The sequence below is a fragment of the Microbulbifer sp. YPW16 genome, assembly GCF_021290385.1.
Taxonomy (GTDB): domain Bacteria; phylum Pseudomonadota; class Gammaproteobacteria; order Pseudomonadales; family Cellvibrionaceae; genus Microbulbifer; species Microbulbifer zhoushanensis.
The window spans coordinates 1,606,647-1,625,439 of record NZ_CP089928.1; the positions used below are offsets into that span (position 1 = coordinate 1,606,647).

Annotated in this window: 13 protein-coding genes; 5 read left to right on the forward strand and 8 right to left on the reverse strand. The window is 59.7% G+C overall.

From position 1 onward, the window contains the following. Window position 1: 1 nt before the first annotated feature. The 3 genes from LVE68_RS06905 to LVE68_RS06915 form a co-directional block, all read right to left on the reverse strand. Complete coding sequence (locus LVE68_RS06905) at window positions 2–3,190, reverse strand: two-component regulator propeller domain-containing protein (RefSeq protein ID WP_233006288.1); 3,189 nt, start codon at window positions 3,188–3,190, stop codon at window positions 2–4. Window positions 3,191–3,591: 401 nt separating this feature from the next. Beyond that, window positions 3,592–5,799, reverse strand: a complete 2,208-nt coding sequence (locus LVE68_RS06910; RefSeq protein WP_233006289.1) for a S9 family peptidase — start codon at window positions 5,797–5,799, stop codon at window positions 3,592–3,594. Window positions 5,800–5,972: 173 nt separating this feature from the next. Beyond that, window positions 5,973–7,397 carry a mechanosensitive ion channel family protein gene (locus LVE68_RS06915; RefSeq protein ID WP_233006290.1) on the reverse strand — a complete coding sequence of 475 codons (1,425 nt, stop codon included), beginning with the start codon at window positions 7,395–7,397 and terminating at the stop codon, window positions 5,973–5,975. 453 nt (window positions 7,398–7,850) lie between these two features. On the opposite strand from LVE68_RS06915, the gene LVE68_RS06920 reads away from it, so the two are divergent. Beyond that, entirely contained in the window at window positions 7,851–8,048 is a 198-nt protein-coding gene (locus LVE68_RS06920; protein WP_233006291.1) for a hypothetical protein, read from the forward strand. 139 nt (window positions 8,049–8,187) lie between these two features. Here the strand turns inward: LVE68_RS06920 and LVE68_RS06925 are convergent, their stop codons facing one another. The 3 genes from LVE68_RS06925 to LVE68_RS06935 form a co-directional block, all read right to left on the reverse strand. After that, entirely contained in the window at window positions 8,188–10,218 is a 2,031-nt protein-coding gene (locus LVE68_RS06925) for a tetratricopeptide repeat-containing sulfotransferase family protein (RefSeq protein ID WP_233006292.1), read from the reverse strand. 155 nt (window positions 10,219–10,373) lie between these two features. Beyond that, the gene (locus tag LVE68_RS06930) at window positions 10,374–12,788 is read right to left on the reverse strand and encodes a TonB-dependent receptor (RefSeq protein ID WP_233006293.1); all 2,415 of its coding nucleotides are present in this window, start codon (window positions 12,786–12,788) and stop codon (window positions 10,374–10,376) included. A gap of 636 nt (window positions 12,789–13,424) precedes the next feature. Then, complete coding sequence (locus LVE68_RS06935) at window positions 13,425–14,105, reverse strand: type 1 glutamine amidotransferase domain-containing protein (protein WP_233006294.1); 681 nt, start codon at window positions 14,103–14,105, stop codon at window positions 13,425–13,427. 195 nt (window positions 14,106–14,300) lie between these two features. On the opposite strand from LVE68_RS06935, the gene LVE68_RS06940 reads away from it, so the two are divergent. From LVE68_RS06940 to LVE68_RS06955, 4 genes are all read left to right on the forward strand, one after another. Then, on the forward strand, window positions 14,301–15,011 hold the full coding sequence (locus LVE68_RS06940) for a pirin family protein (protein WP_233006295.1): 711 nt from the start codon (window positions 14,301–14,303) through the stop codon (window positions 15,009–15,011). After that, window positions 15,011–15,754, forward strand: coding sequence for a sulfite exporter TauE/SafE family protein (locus LVE68_RS06945; protein WP_233006296.1), 744 nt, complete (start codon window positions 15,011–15,013; stop codon window positions 15,752–15,754). Before LVE68_RS06940 ends, LVE68_RS06945 begins: the two co-directional genes overlap by 1 nt. A 134-nt stretch (window positions 15,755–15,888) precedes the next feature. Beyond that, the gene (locus LVE68_RS06950) at window positions 15,889–16,557 is read left to right on the forward strand and encodes a DsbA family oxidoreductase (RefSeq protein WP_233006297.1); all 669 of its coding nucleotides are present in this window, start codon (window positions 15,889–15,891) and stop codon (window positions 16,555–16,557) included. Between the two features lie 48 nt (window positions 16,558–16,605). Continuing rightward, window positions 16,606–17,232 (forward strand): hypothetical protein, encoded by a 627-nt coding sequence (locus LVE68_RS06955; protein ID WP_233006298.1) that lies wholly within the window; start codon window positions 16,606–16,608, stop codon window positions 17,230–17,232. Between the two features lie 67 nt (window positions 17,233–17,299). On the opposite strand, the gene LVE68_RS06960 is transcribed toward LVE68_RS06955, so the two are convergent. Beyond that, window positions 17,300–17,704 (reverse strand): GFA family protein, encoded by a 405-nt coding sequence (locus tag LVE68_RS06960; protein WP_233006299.1) that lies wholly within the window; start codon window positions 17,702–17,704, stop codon window positions 17,300–17,302. A 225-nt stretch (window positions 17,705–17,929) separates the two neighbouring features. Then, complete coding sequence (gene fghA, locus LVE68_RS06965; protein ID WP_233006300.1) at window positions 17,930–18,787, reverse strand: S-formylglutathione hydrolase; 858 nt, start codon at window positions 18,785–18,787, stop codon at window positions 17,930–17,932. Between the last annotated feature and the right edge of the window lie 6 nt (window positions 18,788–18,793).

Genomic DNA, 18,793 nt, shown 5'->3' on the forward strand with positions numbered 1-18,793 from the left:
GTCAGCCCGGTATTGTTGCAGTGACCCGGCAGCCAGCGCCGGGACTGGAATCAAAATTCATCTCGCCACCTACGCCATGTACCCGCTCGAGCATGCCCAGCAGGCCCAGGTGTTCACCACGGCGGGCCCGGGTCCAGACCTCCAGGGGCTCAAACCCGCAACCGTCGTCCTCGATTTCCACGGTCAGGCATTGCCCGTCGTGCCGCAGCCTGACGTCAACGCGACTGGCACCCGCATGCCGGATGATATTACTCACAGCCTCCTGGACCAGCCGGAAAATGGTGGTACGGAACTCCCCGGTAATCCAGGACAGCTCACTGTCTGTCCGCAGTTCGATCTGTATCCCGGCGCGGTCGCTCACTGAATCAAGGTGTACACGCAAAGCCTCAACCAGCCCGGCCTCATCGAGCAACGGCGGCCGCAGGCTCAGGGAGATATTCCGCACCTGGGCAATCATATTGTCGATCATGGTGAGGGAAGCGCCGAGTAGCCCCTGCTGATCTCGCGGGTCGGCGGCGCCCTTTACCCGCTGCAGGCTGATCTTGGTCGCCGTAAGGGTCTGCCCCAATTCATCGTGCAGCTCCCGGGAAATCTCCTGCCGCTGTTCTTCCTTGGCAGTCTGCAATCTGCGGGTCAGGTTGCGCAGGCCCGAGTGCGCCTGGGATAGCTCCTCACGACTCTCCCGCACTGTTTGCAGTGCGTGGTCCTTGTCCTGTTGCAGCTGCTCCAGCTGGCGATTGCGGCGCCGCAGACCGCGGACCCGGTGCCGGTGCCAGCCCCAGGTCCCGATGAGCAACAGGAAAATACCACCGACGCGAAATTCCGCAGTCATCCAGATTGGCGGAATGACCTCGAGCTCCAGGGCCGGGGAAACGCTCCAGTTGCCAAAGACGTCCCGCCCGCGAATCCTGAGACGGTGAGCGCCGGGCGACAGCTCCAGCAGGGTGACGAAATGCCGGTCGCCGAGGGACTGCCAGTCGGCTTCTTCACTCAGGCGATACTGGTACTCGTGCCTGCCGCGCGCATAATCCAGTACAGCATACGAGACCGAGAACATTTGTCCCCAGTCGATCGAATATTTGCTCAGTGCGGTGGCCGGCTGTATATCGAGTCCGCCCTGGCCATCGGGCTGGGTCAGCTCAACCATCCTGACAGCGCTGGGTTCCCGCTCCCGCATCGGGGTGCCGGAGGGAATCATCACAACGCCCCCGAGCCCACCAAAGTACAGGTAATCCGCATCCCGCGCGGCGGCGCGGACGTTAAAATGCGTAATCGGTAAACCACTCTCGGCAACGTGGTTGATCAAAGCACCAGAGGCAGGTTGCAGCCGTGTCAGCCCCTCCCGGGAACTGACCCAGAGCGAACCATCGTCGTCCTCGACAATGCCCACCACATTGTCACTCAGCAGGCCATCCCGCTCGGTCCAGCGGCGCTGCAATTGCAGCTGGCCGGCCGCGGACAGGATAAACTGATGCAGGCCACCGCCATTCGTACCCACCCAGATATCGCCGGTTGCCGCGAGATACATCCCGGTGACATTGTGGTGCCCCAGGCCATCAGACACGGTAAAACGCTGGCAGGACCATTCATTCACCTGGCACAGATTGAGCCCGCTCGAACGGGTACCAACCAGGAGCAGGTTTTTACCCACCTCCAGCAGTCCGGAAATATAGTTGCCGCTGAGGGAATCCTGCCGCTCCGGGTCATGGGTAAAGGCCGCAAACTGCTCGCTCTTCGTAGCGAGCCGGAACAGGCCACTACCCCCGACACCTACCCAAAGTGCACCCCGGCCGTCCTCGGCCAGGCTGGTGACATATCCCTGCCCCAGTCCACGACCGGAATCCGCAGAGACCAGTTGGGCGGACTCACCATCGGCTGAAAGAAACCACAGGCCATTATTGGTTCCCGCCACCAGCTCGCCATTGTGCCTCCGGGTAATGGCAATCACCCCGTCACGTGCCAGTAACTCCGGTGCATCGTGGAGCTGCTCCGCCCGCTGCCGGCCCGGGGAAAAGGGCTGTGGTCCACCACCAAAGCTACCCACCCACGGACGCTGGTCACCATCGGCAAAGACTGCGGTGACATTGCGGTTGCGAAGTTGGCTCGACTCGGAATCCGCGTTCAGGAAACCGAAATGCTCTTCAGGCAACCGTGCGAGGTAGACCCCACTGCCCCAGGTACCGACAAAAATACGCTGGCCACTAATGACCAGGCTCAACTGGGGCAGGGGCGGTAGCTGTCCCGGCTGGCCAGGGGACGCCGGGTTAGCCGGATATATCTCACCGGTTTCAGGATCGTAAACCAGTACCCCGGAGGCCATGGTTGTCATCCAGAGGCGCCCCCGCGGTCCCCAGGCCAGGTCGGTAACCACATCATCCACACTGCTTTCCGGCGCTATCGGTATGCGCCTGACCTCGCCGGCCCCGGGGCTGATAAACACCAGCCCATTGCGTGTTGCCGCGTACATCGAGCCATCGCTCGCCTCGGCCAACCCGAATACATCATTGACCGCGGACGGACCTCCCAGCCGGTCGGACAAGTCAATATGATCGAAACCCTCTCGGCCCGCGCGCCGGATACTGATGCCACCGCCTAAGGTGGCAACCCAGATGTCCCCAGCGCGGTCAGCATGCACGCTATAGACGTAATCGTGGGCGAGCGAACGGGGATCCTCAGGATCGTGGAAGAAGCGCTCGACAATGCCGGTGGCGGGGTCCAGCCGGTTCAGGCCGATCTGGCTGCCGATCCACAGGTGACCGCTGGCGTCTTCTGCCATGCCGTAGACACTTTCGTGACTGAGGCTCTGGGGGTCACCGGTCTTGTGCCGGAAATGGCGAAAGCTGTCCGTCTGCGGATCATAACGGCTGAGCCCCGCAGTGTTACTGGCCACCCAGATATGGCCGTGCCTGTCCTCATACAGGGAGCGGATGTCGCTGTCGGGAAGGCTCCCCGCATCACCCTGGCCCACTGGCAGTGCCCTGGCCTGGTAACCGTCGTAACGAAAAACCCCTTCACGGGTGCCGGCCCAGAGAAGGCCGCCACGGTCCACAATGACGGACGATACCACCTTCACATCCAGCCCGTGGGCGACGCCCAGGGGCTGGAACTCCACGGGCTGCCGCGCCATCAGGGGGAAAGAAAGCAATAAACACACTGCAGCCAGCAGTAGCCTGGTAGCCCTGCCTGTCATTGTAGTTCCATGGTTTTATTCTTGATCTGGACGACCTCCCCCGCCCGCCGGAGCCCTGCAGGTCCCGGCCAGGACGCTGCCCGCGCCCGATAGGGAGGCGGGAGGAAGTTTGGAATCTACGGAATATAACCAAATTTAATGCAGTACTACCAGAACGATATAACAATAAAACTTTTATGAATTTTTAGTCACGCTCATGCCAATTCCCGGGCCATCAGGGCAGAATAAGAATCCGATATAAGGAGCCAGATAGAATTTTTTCCCACCTCTTCTCAACCCAACAGCGCGGACAGCTCGCCAGGCATAAAAAAACCGGGCGGTGCCCGGCTTTATATCTGCAAAGGGAAGCATGCGTGAAAGAAAAGGGGCGCCCGGATTCCTCCCTTGCGCCACTTCCGCCTTCAACCACCAGCTTTCAAGTGGCGATCAAAGAATTCCCGGATCATGGTGTACTGGTGAACCCGGGTCTGCTTGCCGCGCAGGCTGTGCTTCTTGCCCGGGTAGGTCATCAGCTCAAACTGCTTGCCCTGATCCTGCAGCAGCTTGATCAGTTTAGTGGTATTGGTGAACAGCACATTGTCGTCCGCCATGCCATGGTAGATCAGCAGGTCACCCTTGAGGCCATCGACATAGGGAAAAACCGAGGATGCCTTATAGGCTTCTGCATCGCTGTTGGGGTTACCCATGTAACGCTCGGTGTAGTGGGTGTCGTAAAGCCCCCAGTCGGTGACCGGTGCCCCCGAGACCCCTGCCTGGAAATAATCGCCGGCCTTGAACATGTTCATCAGGGTCATATAACCGCCGTAGCTATGCCCGAACACGCCGATTCGATCTGCACTGACATATGGCAGCGAGCGCAGGAATTCCACCCCGGTGACCTGGTCCTCGACCTCCACCGACCCCATCGCCTTGTGAATTGGGTTTTCAAACTCGGTACCGCGATTGGCGGAGCCCCGGTTATCGACGGAGAACACCACGTAACCCTGCTGGGCCATATACTGGTTGAACAGTCGGTCCCAGCTGTTGGTGACCACCTGGGCATGCGGTCCACCATACTGGTATACCATTACCGGGTACTTCTTCTTCGGGTCGAATCCCGCCGGCTTATACAGGCGATAAAACAGCTGGTGGCCCTGCGGTGCGTCAATAGTGCCGAATTCGGGCTCGATCCAGTCTTCCATATACGGATACAACGGGTGTCCTTTCTCCACCGCATTTTCCTCGAGCCAGGTTACCTGCCGGCCCTCGGAATTGTGCAGGCTCACCTGAGACGGTGTGGTGATATTGGAGAACTTGTCGATATAACCCGAGGCATCCCGGGCAAAGGTGACGCTGTGCATACCAGCGCGGGAAGACAGCCGCTCTATCGGCGAGTCAGCCTTAAGCCCGGTCCGGTACAGGTGGCGCTCCAGCGGTGTGTCTTTACGACCGGTGAAGTAAACCCTGCCGCTGTCCTCATCCACGGCCTCGAGCGCGTCCACTGACCAGGCGCCCCGGGTGAGCTGGCGCAGCAGCTCCCCGTCCAGGTTGTACAGGTACAGGTGGCGGAAGCCGTCGCGCTCGGAGGACCAGACAAAACGGTCACTATCCTGCAGGAATTTCAGGTCGTCGTGCAGGTTGACCCAGGTCTCGCTCTTTTCTTCGAGCAGGGTACGCGTCTTGCCGGAGCCGATATCCACCAGGCGCAGGGCAAGCGTCTGCTGGCTGCGATCCTGCCATTGATAGCTGAGCAGGTCATCGCGCGCCCACTCCACCCGCGGAATATAAATATCCCTGTTCTCGCCCAGGTCGACCCACTGGATATCGCCACTGCTGACATCCAGCACTCCCAGTTTGACCAGTACATTGGGGCGACCGGCTGCGGGATAGCGCTGCTGGATCATATCGATGCGGTCTGCATAGATCTCGCTGCGAGTAACCTCATCCACCGGGGACTCGTCCACCTGCAGGAAGGCGATATGCCGGTCATCAGGCGACCACCAGTAGCCGGTCATGCGATCCATTTCTTCCTGGGCGACAAATTCCGCCATGCCATTCTTGACCGGGCCCTCGCCATCCCGTGTCAGCTGGCGCTCACGGCCTGTCTCCAGATCGACAATAAAGATGTCCTGGTCACGAATAAAGGAAACAAAACGTCCCTGGGGTGAGACCCGTACATCGGTCTCGAAAGCCTCGGTCTCGGTCAGGCGACGGGCGGACTTGCGGGCCAGGTCATAATAAAAAACATCACCTGCCAGCGGGAAGAGAAGAGAGTCCCCTTTCCGGGACCATGTGTACTCCATGATGCCGCTGCCATAGATGCGCTGGCGCTCGCGCCGGGCCTTTTCCTCATCCGACAGGACTTCCTCACCACGATGCAGCGTATCTGAGTCGACCAGCATCCGCGTTTTCCCGGCCTGCAGGTTGTATTCCCACAGGTCGTAGCGGTTGTAATCGTCCTCACGTCCCTTCAGGAAAGTGACTCGACTACCATCGGGAGAATACTTCAGTGCGCGCGGCGCGGATCCGTCCAGGGCGGGATCGGAGAAGATTCTCTCGATCGAAAGCGGCTCAGCGGATGAATACCCGGCCGAAAGGCAGCCAAGCAGCAACAAAATCTGTTTCTTCATAGTCTTATGGGGCTCCCGATTGCCTCTTTCACGTTGAGGCAGAATCTCATATGCAAAGGATTCTAAACGGAAGTCCCAACTACTGAAAGGCGTCCGCGAGGGGAGCCTCGACATCCCGGGCCAGGCGTCCCCTCAAGGCTCCGCATCGCACACCACAGATTCCGGCCTGCCCGTCAACCATTCCCGGCCTTCTCCATGACACCAACCGGCTTATCGCGCCCGACCCGCTCTCGCAGCTCAACCTTCGCAGGCGGCGCCTGGCCGGACTTGTCTTCACCGAAGTAAACCGTCTGGTGGGGAAAGGGAATCTCAATCCTCTCACGGTCGAACTTTTGCTTGATGCGGCGGTTAAACTCCCTCCCAACACGCCACTTCTCGTGCGCCCGCGTCTTGGTGCGGGCCTTGATCACGACTGCACTGTCCGTGAATGCATCGACTCCCAGGACTTCGAGCGGCTCGAGGATCAATGGACCAAACTCATCGCTCTGCCGCAGCTCCTTATCCACTGCGAGCAGGCAATCAATGACCTCATCGGTATCTTCGCGATAGGCCACACCAATTTCGAGCATGTAATAGCTGTAGTGCTTGGTCAGGTTGTCGACCACGGAAATTTCGCTGAAAGGGATGGTGTGTACAGTACCATCCAGCGCCCTCAGTTCGATTTTTCGCAACGAAATATTGGTGACCTCACCGGTACGGCCGCCCACAGTCACGATATCTTCCACCTGCAAAAGATCCTCGAGCAGAATCGTAAAACCGGTAAGGAAGTCCTTGACCAGGGTCTGGGCCCCGAAACCGATTGCAATACCGAATACACCAGCACCCGCCAACAACGGCATGACATCGATATCAAACTCCGACAGCAACACCAACCCGGTCATCACCGTCAGTACAAACAGGAGCAGGTTCCGGATCAACGGCACGAGCGTTCGCACCCGGGCGTTGGCTGACAGCATCCGCTCACCGAAGTAGTGCTCGATCACGCCGTTGATTGTCTCCCACAGTGCACAGAACACGGCGAGTACAAGAAACAGAGACAGAGTCACCTGGGCCAGGTTGCGCAACGCCTCCCTGGAAATAAGCTCACCCAGGACGCCGCCAAACAGTTCCACCCCGGTATAGCCAAACAGGATCACCGCCATAGAGTAACCAAGCCAGCGCTGCAACTGGAACAATACCGAAAAGCGTGTCCGCGCAATTCCCAGCCGCCGGCGCCCGGGCCGTAACTTTCCGTCAACAAAAGAGGCCACACGGTTATTGATGGCGACACCGATAAACAGAATTAGCGAGGCAATGGCCAGTAGCAGAAGCTTCCCTGCCTGATTCGCAGAGAGACCAATCCCATTCAGGAATGACGAATAATCCCGGACTATCTCGGTGGCGACATCGTCGACCGCAAGGGCATCACTGATCTTGAGCGCACCCCCACCCGGAGAAGTCTCGCTGGCCTGCTGCAGCCGCTTCAGGTTGCCCAGGAATTGCTTGCGTTGCCCGGGATCCTCCAGCAGCTCAACCAGCCGGTCGATCTGCACCGGGGACAAGCGACCCTCGCCACCGTTGGAGTCCGGCGCGACCGAAACAGCCGATTCAGGCGGCATGCCAGCAGCAGTCTCTCCACCAGCGGGCCCTTCGGGTCGAGGCTGGCTTTCCTCCGACAGGACAAGCGGTGACAACAGGAGCAGCTGCACAAGCAGCACAGCCATCACCCTCACACTGAGACGATCTGGAAAGATATTCCCCCCTGCCTGAAAAATGATTGAATCCGACTTGGGCAGCTACCCATCCGGGACAGCCCGACCAGCTCCTGGTTCCTGGCCAATACACCCAGGCTCTTTTTGAACACGGATTAACGAAATTGATTCTGCTGTTTTTGTACTGAGGGTTACCTGGCTCACTTTCAACCCCCTGCGGGGATTCACTGGGCGCCATCTTTTCCGGAAAGGGCTATCCGGCGGTAACCGGAACCGTTGGGAATGTCGGGAACTAAACGGCCCTGCAACCTGTCAGAGCCTGACTGACATAAACTGGTTCACCAATCTAGGAGTGAGAATATGGTTATCATCAGGAAACTGGCACTGGTTTTCTTCGCCACTTTATTGAGCGTTGGCATTGCCGGGTGCGACCGCGATACCGATGCCGAGGAAGTTGGTGAAACGATCGACGAGAAAGTCGAGGATGTTGGCAATGCGGTGGAGGATGCCTGCGAGGAAGTGAAGGAAGGCGCCGACGCAGAGGATACTGACTGCTAACAACTCACGCGAGTCGCCATCGCAGGAAAGCCATGGCGACTCCAGCCCCGGTAACCCGCAAGGCGGGTTACCCACTCGCCAGCTATCCATTCAAGTCAGACTACGCCACGATCCAACGCCGAACGGGCAAGCAAAAGATTCAATTATGCGGATACTGCGCTATTTCATCAGCGAGTATCGCCTTCAGTGGGGACAGTTCGGTCTCGAAGTTTCGCCACTGTTCAGTACTGCCGCGGTAAATTGGCTGGCGCACCTGTTCCGCACTTGGTGTGCGAACAGCACGCTGGGTCGTATGGAATTCGATACAGGCTTCCTCAAAGGGAATTCCGCAGAATCCCAGTATACGCCGCACTTCTCCCTCCAGGTCATCGACAACAGCTTCGTAATGTACGCGCAACACCTGTCCCGGCAGCACCCGGTCCCAGTGATCCATCAGGCGCACGTAGTCGCGGTAATACTCCCCTACAGTCTCCAGGCCGTAGGTAAACTCCTGTCCCTCGGCGAAAAGCTGCTTGAAGCCACTGAAGCAACACGCCATTGGGTGACGACGCGCATCGATAATCTTTGCATTCGGAAGCATCAACTTGATCAGGCCAATATGGCGAAAGTTGTTGGGCATTTTGTCGATAAACAGGGGGGCGGCTTCTCGATGTATCCGCGTCTCCTCTATGTAGCGCTCGCCCAGCTCTCGCAGTTGCCCCGGATCCAGGTCGTGCAACACCGCCGGGTAGCGAGGCACCTCACTGGCTCTACGGCGACCATCCAGCCGTCGTGCCGCCGCCATCACATTGTGTAGTTCGAGAGTGCCGTCGACCTCTGAGTGGGAAGAGAGTATCTGCTCGATCAGCGTTGAACCAGCACGGGGCAGGCCCACGATGAATATCGGGTCGGGCGCGGGAAAGCCTTTGTCGGCGTTGCGCGCAAATAACGCCGGCGTACAGTGCTCGATCTGCAGTTCCGTGTCGCGGCGGTTCTGCTCGATGCTATAGCGGGACTCCTGCCGCTTCAATGCGTTGCCCTGCTCGTAGAAATCGAACGCGTCGGCGAACTGCTTACGATCCTCCAGGGCTTTACCCAGCGCAAAACAGAGATGGTAGCGGTCCTCCAGCGCGGTGTCGGGTCGCGACTGCAGGCGCTGCATGGCCTCGATTTCATCGTCGGAAAAGCGATAGGTCTTCATATTGGCGAGACTCCAGTAAGCATCGCCAAAGTCCTCGCGCGCCCGGTAGGCTGCCTGATAGGCCTCGTTGGCCTCCTCCGCGCGACCAATGGTCTTCAGGGTATGGCCACGCTGCAGGTGTATATTGGCCAACTGCGGCTCTGCCCTGGCGATCTCGTCGTAGACCCCGAGTGCGGTATCGTAATCCCCCACCATGGCGCTCTGGGTAGCGAACAGGATATCCGCCTGGCGACCACCCTGGGCCTCACGCAATTTTTTTGCCTGCGCCAGCGCCGCGGCAAATTTCTGTCGCTTGCGCAGTATCCCGATATAGTCAAAGCGGGCCTGATGGAAGTCCGGGTAGAGCTCCAGGCAGCTTTCCAGCAGGAAATCGGCATCATCCAGGATGCCCAGTTCCGCTCCCACCAATGCCAACAGGCGCATGGCCTCCGGGTGGTGACGATGGCGCTGGAGAAAGCCGCGGCAGATCTGCTCGGCCTTGTACAGCCTGCGCTCGTATAACAGGCTCGCTGCGCTCGCCAACTCCGGCGGCAGTTTCTGCAGGTGCTGGAACTGACGCAGCGCGTGTTCCGCCTCAGCGACTTCCCCGGCCTGGCGCAGGCCCAGCGCCAGGCCCTTCCAGCTGGCGTGCAGTGCCGGGTTCAGCTCCACCGCATGCCGGTATGCAGTGATCGTGGCGGTGTTATCTTCCAGCTGGCTGAAGTTGTGCCCACGCTCCTGGTATGCGCGGGCATTGCGGCCATCCACTGCCAACAGCTGCTCTAGGGTTTCCAGTGCCTGTCGATGTTCGCCCAGGTAGCGCTGGCTTGCGGCCAGCATATACAGGGCCTCGCTATCCTGCGGATATTCTTCCACAAGCTTTTCCGCCAGGGTCTTCGCCCGGGTAAACTCGCGCTGTTTCAAGGCGCCACGAACTTCCCGGAGGGCTGCCTGGTCGGCCCCGCCGTGGGAGGAAGGTTGTTGATCAGCTGCCTGGCTATCTGTGGACACGGATAATTCTCAACGTTGGCGGTCAGTGGATCCTGGGCCCGGATGGGCAACGGATTCGCTTCTCTCCCCAAAGGCAAAAACGAATCCGCTGTCCACCAGGGCTGCCCCTCCCGCTCGCGGAAGGGGCAGCCCGGTCATGACTTACCGATCAGGGATCAGAAGTCATAGGTCAGCCGCACGCCCATGGTAAGCGGACGGTTGGTGGTGATGCGCTTGGAGTTATCCAGCGTATTGATAAACAGCTCCGCACGCTCATCAGTGAGGTTCTCCGCATACAGCTCGGCACCCCAGTTCATCTCGCGCATGCCGACAGAGGCGTCTACCGTGGTGTAGGCGTCCTGGCGGAAGCGGTCGTTGGGCTGTACCACGATGGAGCTCCAGGCCTCATCACTGTACTGCGCGCCCACCTGCCAATAGGCATCGAAACCGGACACGGTCCAGTCGTAACGCGCGCGCAGGTTCATCTGCAGGGGCGGGGACAGGGCCAGCTCGCTGCCTTCCGGTGCCACGTTCACGGCACTGGCGGGAACCTTGGTGATCTCGGTGTCATTGTAGGAGAGCGCACCGATAATCTGCAGGTTGTCCGTGGGCAGCCAGGTTACGTCCGCCTCGATACCGCGGATCTGCGCATCCAGGGCATTATCCAGGTAGAACAGGAAGTAGACGCTCGGGTCGAAGACCGAGGTCTGGATATTGGACCAGTCCACCTGGTAGATGCTGCCGTTGAACTGCAGGCTGTAATCCGAGAGGCTGGTCTTCCAGCCGGCTTCGTAGTTGTCCACGGTATCGGTGGTCACAGTGTACGGCACCGTGGTGGTCTCGTTGCCGTTGCCACCACCGCGGTTGAATGCGGGCGGACGGAAGCCTTCGGAATAGGTAGCGTACAGCAGTACATCGCTGTTCGGTGTGTAGCTCAGGGTGAACTTGGTAATCACGTCGCTCTCGTTGAGCGGTGTTTCCACGCCGGCCTCGGCCCACTTGGAATCCAGGTTGTCACCGAACTGGTCCAGGTCGACACCCTCACTGAACAGCGGCGAGTTACCGAACGAGGAGTTGGCGGAACCCAGCAGTTCCACATCGATATCGTACTGGCGCACGCCTACGGTTGCGGTGAGCTGGTCGGTCAGGTCGTAGGACAGCTCACCGAAGAACGCCAGCTGCTCTTCCGTGCGGGTAATATCGTTGAAGAAGGCTACACCCGCGGGACGCGCACTGGGGTCAATGACGGTAGCCTTGTTCGGGTCGGTTGTATCCGGGGACCAGCCGCGCGGATAGTTCTGGGGGAAGCCCAGGTCAACGATGGAGTTGTAGACAAAGTTGCCGCGGTCAAGGATCTCCACGTCTTCGTAGAAGGCGCCGGCGGTCAGGCGCAGGGCATAGTCTTCCGGGGTGGAGAAGCGCAACTCATGGCTGGTGCGGGTGTTCTCCACCAGGCCCACGTAACCCTTGGTGGGGTCGTAGCAGCTGTCGACATAGTCGCAGGTGTAATAGGCCACGTAACCACCGACATCGTTGTAGCCGGTGTAGTCCATGGACTGCTCGACTTCGCGATCCAGGTAGGCACCGGTGTAGACCACATCGAGTGCTGCCAGGCGCCCTTCCAGGGTCCAGCTGGTGAGATCGAAGCTGTCCTCGAGGGAATCCTCAAAGTAGCGCTGCACTTCCAGGTCGCCCACGTCTTCCGGGTCGTGGTCGAAAACACCATCGGCATCCAGGTCCTGGTGCGTGTGCTGTACCAGCGCTTCCCAGTTGTCGTTGATCAGGTATTTAACCCCGATCCGCGCACCGCGGTAGCTGGCATCGTTGAAGTCCTCTTCCACCAGGTCTTCGTTGGTGGCGCTTTCCACCGGCAGGCCTGCCCAGGCGGGGTTTACTTCCGGGTCCGGGGTGTAAGTGCCGGCCACATTATCGATGTAGCCACCTTCATTGGACTGGTAAGCGGCAACACGGGCAGCCAGCTTGCCATCCACCAGTGGCAGGTTTATTACCGACTCGAGTGTGTCGGACATCTCGCCGTCCTTGGTGGTGGCGAGGCCCGCCTCGATGCCCAGCTCGAACTCGTCGATGACCGGCTTGTTGGTGATCAGGCGCACGGTACCTGCCTGGGAGCTGGCACCGAACAGGGTGCCCTGCGGCCCCTTCAGAACTTCCACCCGCTCGATATCGGTGACGTAGACATCCAGGTTGCGGCCGCCGACACTGACCGGTGCCTCGTCCACATACAGGGCAACATTCGGCGCGGTGCCATTGGCCTGGGAGAGCTGGGTGGCGATGGTGTCGGTGGCCATACCACGAATATAGATGGATGACTGGCCCGGCCCGCGACCGCCAGAGGTCACATTGGGCATATGGCGGATATAGTCATCGAAGTTGGTGACGTTGAGGTTTTCCAGGTTCTGCTCGCCCAGCGCCTGGACGGTCACCGGAATATCCTGCGCGCTGGACGCGCGCTTGGTGGCAGTCACTGTGACTTCCTCGATCTGCCTGGGTGCTGCCTCGACGGCCGCACTGCCCAGCAGCGCCGCTGAGGCGGCGATCACTGCGCTATGCAGTTTATTTTTCTCGAACACAAAGTTCTCCTTGCTTTCCTGAGGTTGATTTCAATCATTGAAAACCGCTGCCCCCCAAATAAGGGGCATTCCCGGAGGCCGCCACGCGGCCACAGGCAACAGTTACAGGCGCACTGCCGGTATCCCACGGACACCAACCGATTCCATCCCGCTGAAAAATTTAGTGATGTAATTATTTTTGGAATTCTGCCCCGACACTGAAGTGGCCTGAGAGCCCTTCATGGAGCATAAGACAGGGGAGCAACCGCGATCACGATCTGCAAATTGCCTTTATTTGCGGCGAATTTTTGCAAATTCGTGGAGGAAAGACAAATGTGCATCACAAAAAGATTATTGCTTGATCAATAACTAGACAACAAAACTACCTTGAACTCTAAAGACTGACCGGTACTGAACGAAAAATAGGCAGCTTATTGATTTGAGATCAATGGAAATCAGGGAATGGATTACCGGGATTGCCGCAATACCAACCATGTTCGAAAGCAGGATAGAGAGCCTGCGCCATCCGCTTCAGGGAACAGCCCGTATGCGGCACACAGGTCTAAGAGGGAAAGGGAGATAGGGCCGGCCCCGGCCAGCCAAGCCGGAGCCAGTGCAGCACCCGGGCTTACGCCCGGGCACACAATCGGCAGCGCTTCACTGCAACAGGTCGCGAATCGCCTCACCGACCCCCCGGGCCGATGCGGGGTTTTGCCCGGTTACCAGGCGGTCGTCGACAGAAACTGACTTGTCAAAGTTGTCCGCCTTCTCGTGCTTCGCCCCGCGCTCTTTCAGCTTTGACGCCAGCAGGAAGGGCACAATCCCGTCCTTTTCCACCGCCCTCTCCTCCTCATCGGTGAAAGCCGACAGGGTCTTGCCGTCCACCAGCCATTCGCCATTGGAGAGTTTCACATTCACGAATGCAGCCGGCCCGTGACAGACGGCGCCCACCACCTTGCCGGCTTCGTACATATCGCGGATGGCGGCCTGCACTCCAGTATGATCCGGGAGATCCCACATGGTGCCGTGGCCCCCGGGGAAATAGAGCGCGTCATAACTGCCCAGGTCCAGGTCCCCGAGCGCCGGGGTGGGCCTGAGCTTGGCATTCACGTCCTCGCTCTCAGTAAATTCGCGATTGACAGGATCGTCGAGATCCAGGCTGCCGGGATCAATCGGGGCCTCACCTCCCTCCGGGGTAGCAAAGTCCACCTGAAAGCCGGCCTCCCGCAGGACCTTCCAGGGCTGTGCCGCCTCTGACAGGTGGAAACCGGTCTTATCCCCGGTATCCCCCAGCTTTTCATGACCGGTCAGGACAAATAGCACCTTTCGATCCGCCATGGGATATGCCTCCTTCTGTTGTTGGAAAACGTCTTTCGACCTACGCTCAGGGCAAGCACCAAGATCAACGCAGCTCCCGCAAGTACAGCAGACCATTCGATTTAATCCAGCAAACCTGCAGGAATTATGCGATTTAACCGCGGCTGCCCGCCGCTTATGATTGCGCTGTTATTGGGCTACGGCAGGAGGTAGACGATGGACTACCTGAGAAGAGCGGATGAGCGCGGGCAGGCTAATTTCGGCTGGCTGGATAGCCGCCACTCATTTTCCTTCGGCAGTTATTTCGATCCACGCCATATGGGATTTTCCGTCCTGCGCGTAATCAATGATGACCGGGTCAGGGGCGGCCGGGGCTTCGGTGCCCACGGGCACCGGGATATGGAAATTATATCCTACGTGCTCGAGGGCGCGATTGAGCACCGCGACAGCCTGGGCAACAGCTTCCTGCTGCCGGCCGGGGAAGTGCAGCGCATGTCGGCGGGCACCGGTATCCAACACTCCGAGTTCAACGCATCGCCCACCGAAAGCCTGCGCTTCCTGCAGATCTGGATCGAACCCGCAGTCACCGGTATTGAACCGGGCTACGAACAAGCGAACATTCCCCAGCAGGGTCCCCTGACAGCGCTGGTGACTCCTGACGGGCGCGATGGAAGCCTGCACATACACCAGGATGCCAGTCTCTATCGCCTGCGACTGGAGCCGGGAGAGGCAGTACCGCTCGCCACAGGCGAGCGCTGCGGCTACCTGCACGTCATTGGCGGCAGCGCCGGTGCCGGCGATATCGAGTTAAGGGCCGGTGATGGCCTGGGGATGAATATCGGGCGGGAGCGACAAGTCTCCGCCGGGGAAAGCGGTATCGAGGCCCTGTGGTTCGACCTCCCCGCCAATCGACAACAGAGGCGTTGATGGAGGCCCTGGCAGGCAACCCCCTGTTCTGGCTGCTGGCCCTCATCGGGGTTGTGCTGACCGGAATATCCAAGTCCGGTTTTGCGGGAGGAGCCGGGGTAGTGGCAGTACCACTGCTGGCACTGGTAATGCCCATTCCCCAGGCGGTGTTCCTGGTGCTGCCACTACTGCTGGTCATGGATGTAAAAACCATCCAGTACTACCGCCACCATGCGAGCTGGCCCGAACTGCGCGCCGTGGTACCCGCCGCGCTACTGGGCATTGTCGCTGGCGGCCTGATGCTGGGCAGTATGCCCGAGCAGGCCCTCAAGCTGACCCTTGGCATAATCTCCATCGTCTTTGCCCTGTGGCAACGGCTCGCCCCGGTACTCGGCGGCATGAGGGGCGCCGCGTGGCTATGGGGGGGAATCAGTGGCCTCACCAGTACACTGATCCACGCCGGCGGCCCGCCCGTCAATATCTACCTGATCGCCCGCCAGTTACCGAAGCTGACATGGCTGGCCACGGCTGGCATCTTCTTCGGCATTATGAACCTCATCAAGGTGATCCCCTACCTGCTAACCGGGGAGTGGGGAGCGGACGTCTTCCTGGCATCACTGGCCCTCCTGCCGGTGGCCCTGCTGGGCACCTGGCTGGGCAGGCATATCCAGGGACGCATCCAGGACCGGATGTTTATGCTCTGCTGCCGCGGACTGCTGTTGGGCTCCGGCCTATTGCTGGTTGTCCAGGCAAGCCTCCGCTAGCGGGCCTGATGTGACAGTTCGTGCAGCCCACTGGATGCCCGCCCGGCCATTGAATTTCCGCTCATGCCCCCCAACTACAATGAAACAATAGACATACGCGGGGCCAACACCCCGCCACAGAAACTGAAGGTCCCATGAAGAAGCTGCCCGTACATATTGAGATAGTTTCCGACGTTGTCTGCCCCTGGTGTGTCATTGGCTACTACCGCCTGCTCCAGGCCCTGGAGCGGTTCGAATACAGTATCGAGCCCACCATTTCGTGGCTGCCATTCGAGCTCAACCCGCAAATGCCAGGCGAAGGCCAGAACCTGCGCGAGCACCTGGCAGAGAAATACGGCACCACCCCTCAGGAGAGCATCGAGGCACGCCAGCGACTCACCGACCTGGGTGCAGACGTGGGCTTCACCTTCAACTACAGCGACGACATGCGCATGTACAACACCTTCAATGCGCACCAACTGCTGCACTGGGCTGCCGAACAGGGCAAGCAGAATGAACTCAGCATACGCCTGTTCGAGGATTTTTTCGGCGAGCGCAGGAATGTTGGCGATACCGAAGTCCTGGTCCAGGCCGCCGGGGAAGTGGGGCTGGACAGGGATCGGGCACGCCAGGTCCTGGAGGAGCAGGCTTATGCCGACCAGGTCCGCGAACTGGAACAGCTGATTGCCGGCCAGGGCGTGCAGGGTGTACCGCTATTCGTATTCAATCGCCAGTACGCCATCAGCGGCGCCCAGGAAGTCGCCACATTCGAGCAACAGTTGCAGCAGATCATCGACGAAAGCGGAGAAAGCAGCACCGACTGACCGAGCCACCCGGCAACGACAACGACAACGGCAAAAGGAAAAATAAAAATGCTCCCCCGGAAAACACTTGTTGGCGCAATCGCCGGCTCCCTGTTGATCCTCTCGGCCTGTACACCGGATAAACAGCAGCAGGCGACTGCGCAGCCCGCGGACAAGTTCCTGTCCAGCATCGCCGAATACTGCGGCAAGGCGTTTGCCGGCCGCATCGTTGCCAATGAACCCGCAACCGACCAGGCGGACCCGTTTGCCAACAAGGCTCTGGTGATGCACGTACGCGGCTGTGATACCCCACGGAAGGAATTGCGCATTCCTTTCCATGTGGGCGATGACCACTCGCGCACCTGGATCCTCACCCGCACCGAGAGCGGCCTGCGCCTGAAGCACGACCATCGCCACGAGGATGGCAGCGCCGATGCCGTCACCATGTACGGTGGTGACAGTGCTGGTGCAGGTACTGCCACCCGCCAGGAATTCCCCGTGGATGCCGAATCCATCGCCATGTTCCAGCGGGAGGGGCTCGATGCCTCGGTCACAAACACCTGGGCCATGGAAGTTCACCCGGGCGAAATGTTCGCCTACGAGCTGACGCGCCCGACTGGCCGAAAATTCCGGGTCGAGTTTGACCTGGGCGAGGAAGTCGAACTGCCCCCCGCCCCCTGGGGCTCCGAAAGCTAAAACGCCACCAGGATAGTACGGGCTGGCGGGTTGTGCGGGAATCCCGGTGACAGGTGAGCGCGCCCCACTATTCTTTTTTGGGCAGGTCGTCGTCGATATCGACGATGCGCTCGCCGTAGTAAAAGTGACTCTGGGGCGCCAGGGCCTCGGGCAGCTCTCCGTCATTGTTGCGGCGCACCAGCAGTTGGGATACCACCCGCCAGTCGGCACTGTTGCTGTTGAACAGGGTATCCCCGCACTCGGAACAGAAGAATCGTTTCATCTTTTTCTCCGGGTGCTGGAACTCAGCCAGTTTGTCCTCGCCCTTATTCACCGTCAGTTGGTCCTTCTCCCACACATCCACCGAGTGGTAGGGAACCTTGAGGAAGTTGCGGCAATCGGCGCAGTGGCAGAAGCCCCGCACCTTGGGGGCTCCCTCGACGGTAAATTCAACGGCTCCGCAATCGCAGCTGAACGTGTAGCTTGCAGCCATCAGACCTTGCTCCATGGTGGCGAATTGAACGGGCACTGCCTGGCGACCTGCCATACACCACCCGGCAGGCATCGACGTCTCGTGAACAGTTTACCCGCACGCTTTGCGAAGGATAGCACCCATTTCGCCCGGGCCCCGTCGTGACCGATCCGTACACAATCCTGTCCTACCGGAGCGGGCACTGCCGGCCCGTCCATGAGCATATCGAGCGGGAAGGCTAGCCGGTTATCCGTCCGGCTTCAGCAGGTAATCCGCATGAAAGCGCAGGTGTTGCTCGATAAAACTGGCGATAAAGTAGTAGCTGTGGTCGTAGCCTGCGTGATGGTCAATCCTCACCGGGTACCCCGCCGCCTCTGCAGCGGCCTCCAGGGCGTCCGGCTTGAGCTGGGTCTCGAGGAACTCATCGTCTTCCCCCTGGGAAACCAGCATTGGCAGGTGCTCTGTCGCCCGGCTGACCAGAACCGTGGCATCGTACTCCTCCCAGCTACTGCGGTCCCCTCCCAGGTAGGCACTGAACGCTTTTTCGCCCCAGGGACAGGAGATGGGGTTGCTGATCGGGCTGAACGCCGAGACCGAGGTAAAACGCCCCGGGTTGCGCAGCGCCAGTACCAGGGCGCCGTGGCCACCCATAGAGTGCCCGGCGATCGCGCGGCGGCCGGTTAGCGGGAAATTGCCCTCCACCAGCGCCGGCAATTCCTCCAGCACATAATCATACATACGGTAATGGCGCTTCCATGGATCCTGCGTGGCGTTGAGGTAGAAACCTGCCCCCTGACCCAGGTCATAGCCCTCATCGTCCGCCACCGCGTCTCCCCGCGGGCTGGTATCCGGGATCACCAGTGCAATACCCAATTCCGCGGCCATACGCTGTGCGCCCGCTTTCTGGCTGAAATTCTCATCCGTGCAGGTAAGGCCCGACAGCCAATACAGAACCGGAAATCGCTGGGCTTTCTCCATCCGCTCGGCAAGTGGCGGCAGGAAGATGGCAAAGTGCATTTCACAGTCCAGCGTCTCTGAGTGATGCCGATACCGTTCTTGCCTGCCATCGAATACTTTTGTGCTGCTGATTCGTTCCAGAGTCATCACCGA

Coding starts and splice junctions, on each gene's coding strand:
- LVE68_RS06920 (WP_233006291.1), top strand. CDS start 7,851: ATGGTTATCATCAGGAAACTGGCACTGGTTTTCTTCGCCACTTTATTG.
- fghA (WP_233006300.1), bottom strand. CDS start 18,787: ATGACTCTGGAACGAATCAGCAGCACAAAAGTATTCGATGGCAGGCAA.
- LVE68_RS06905 (WP_233006288.1), bottom strand. CDS start 3,190: ATGACAGGCAGGGCTACCAGGCTACTGCTGGCTGCAGTGTGTTTATTG.
- LVE68_RS06940 (WP_233006295.1), top strand. CDS start 14,301: ATGGACTACCTGAGAAGAGCGGATGAGCGCGGGCAGGCTAATTTCGGC.
- LVE68_RS06935 (WP_233006294.1), bottom strand. CDS start 14,105: ATGGCGGATCGAAAGGTGCTATTTGTCCTGACCGGTCATGAAAAGCTG.
- LVE68_RS06915 (WP_233006290.1), bottom strand. CDS start 7,397: ATGCCGCCTGAATCGGCTGTTTCGGTCGCGCCGGACTCCAACGGTGGC.
- LVE68_RS06955 (WP_233006298.1), top strand. CDS start 16,606: ATGCTCCCCCGGAAAACACTTGTTGGCGCAATCGCCGGCTCCCTGTTG.
- LVE68_RS06945 (WP_233006296.1), top strand. CDS start 15,011: ATGGAGGCCCTGGCAGGCAACCCCCTGTTCTGGCTGCTGGCCCTCATC.
- LVE68_RS06960 (WP_233006299.1), bottom strand. CDS start 17,704: ATGGCTGCAAGCTACACGTTCAGCTGCGATTGCGGAGCCGTTGAATTT.
- LVE68_RS06910 (WP_233006289.1), bottom strand. CDS start 5,799: ATGAAGAAACAGATTTTGTTGCTGCTTGGCTGCCTTTCGGCCGGGTAT.
- LVE68_RS06950 (WP_233006297.1), top strand. CDS start 15,889: ATGAAGAAGCTGCCCGTACATATTGAGATAGTTTCCGACGTTGTCTGC.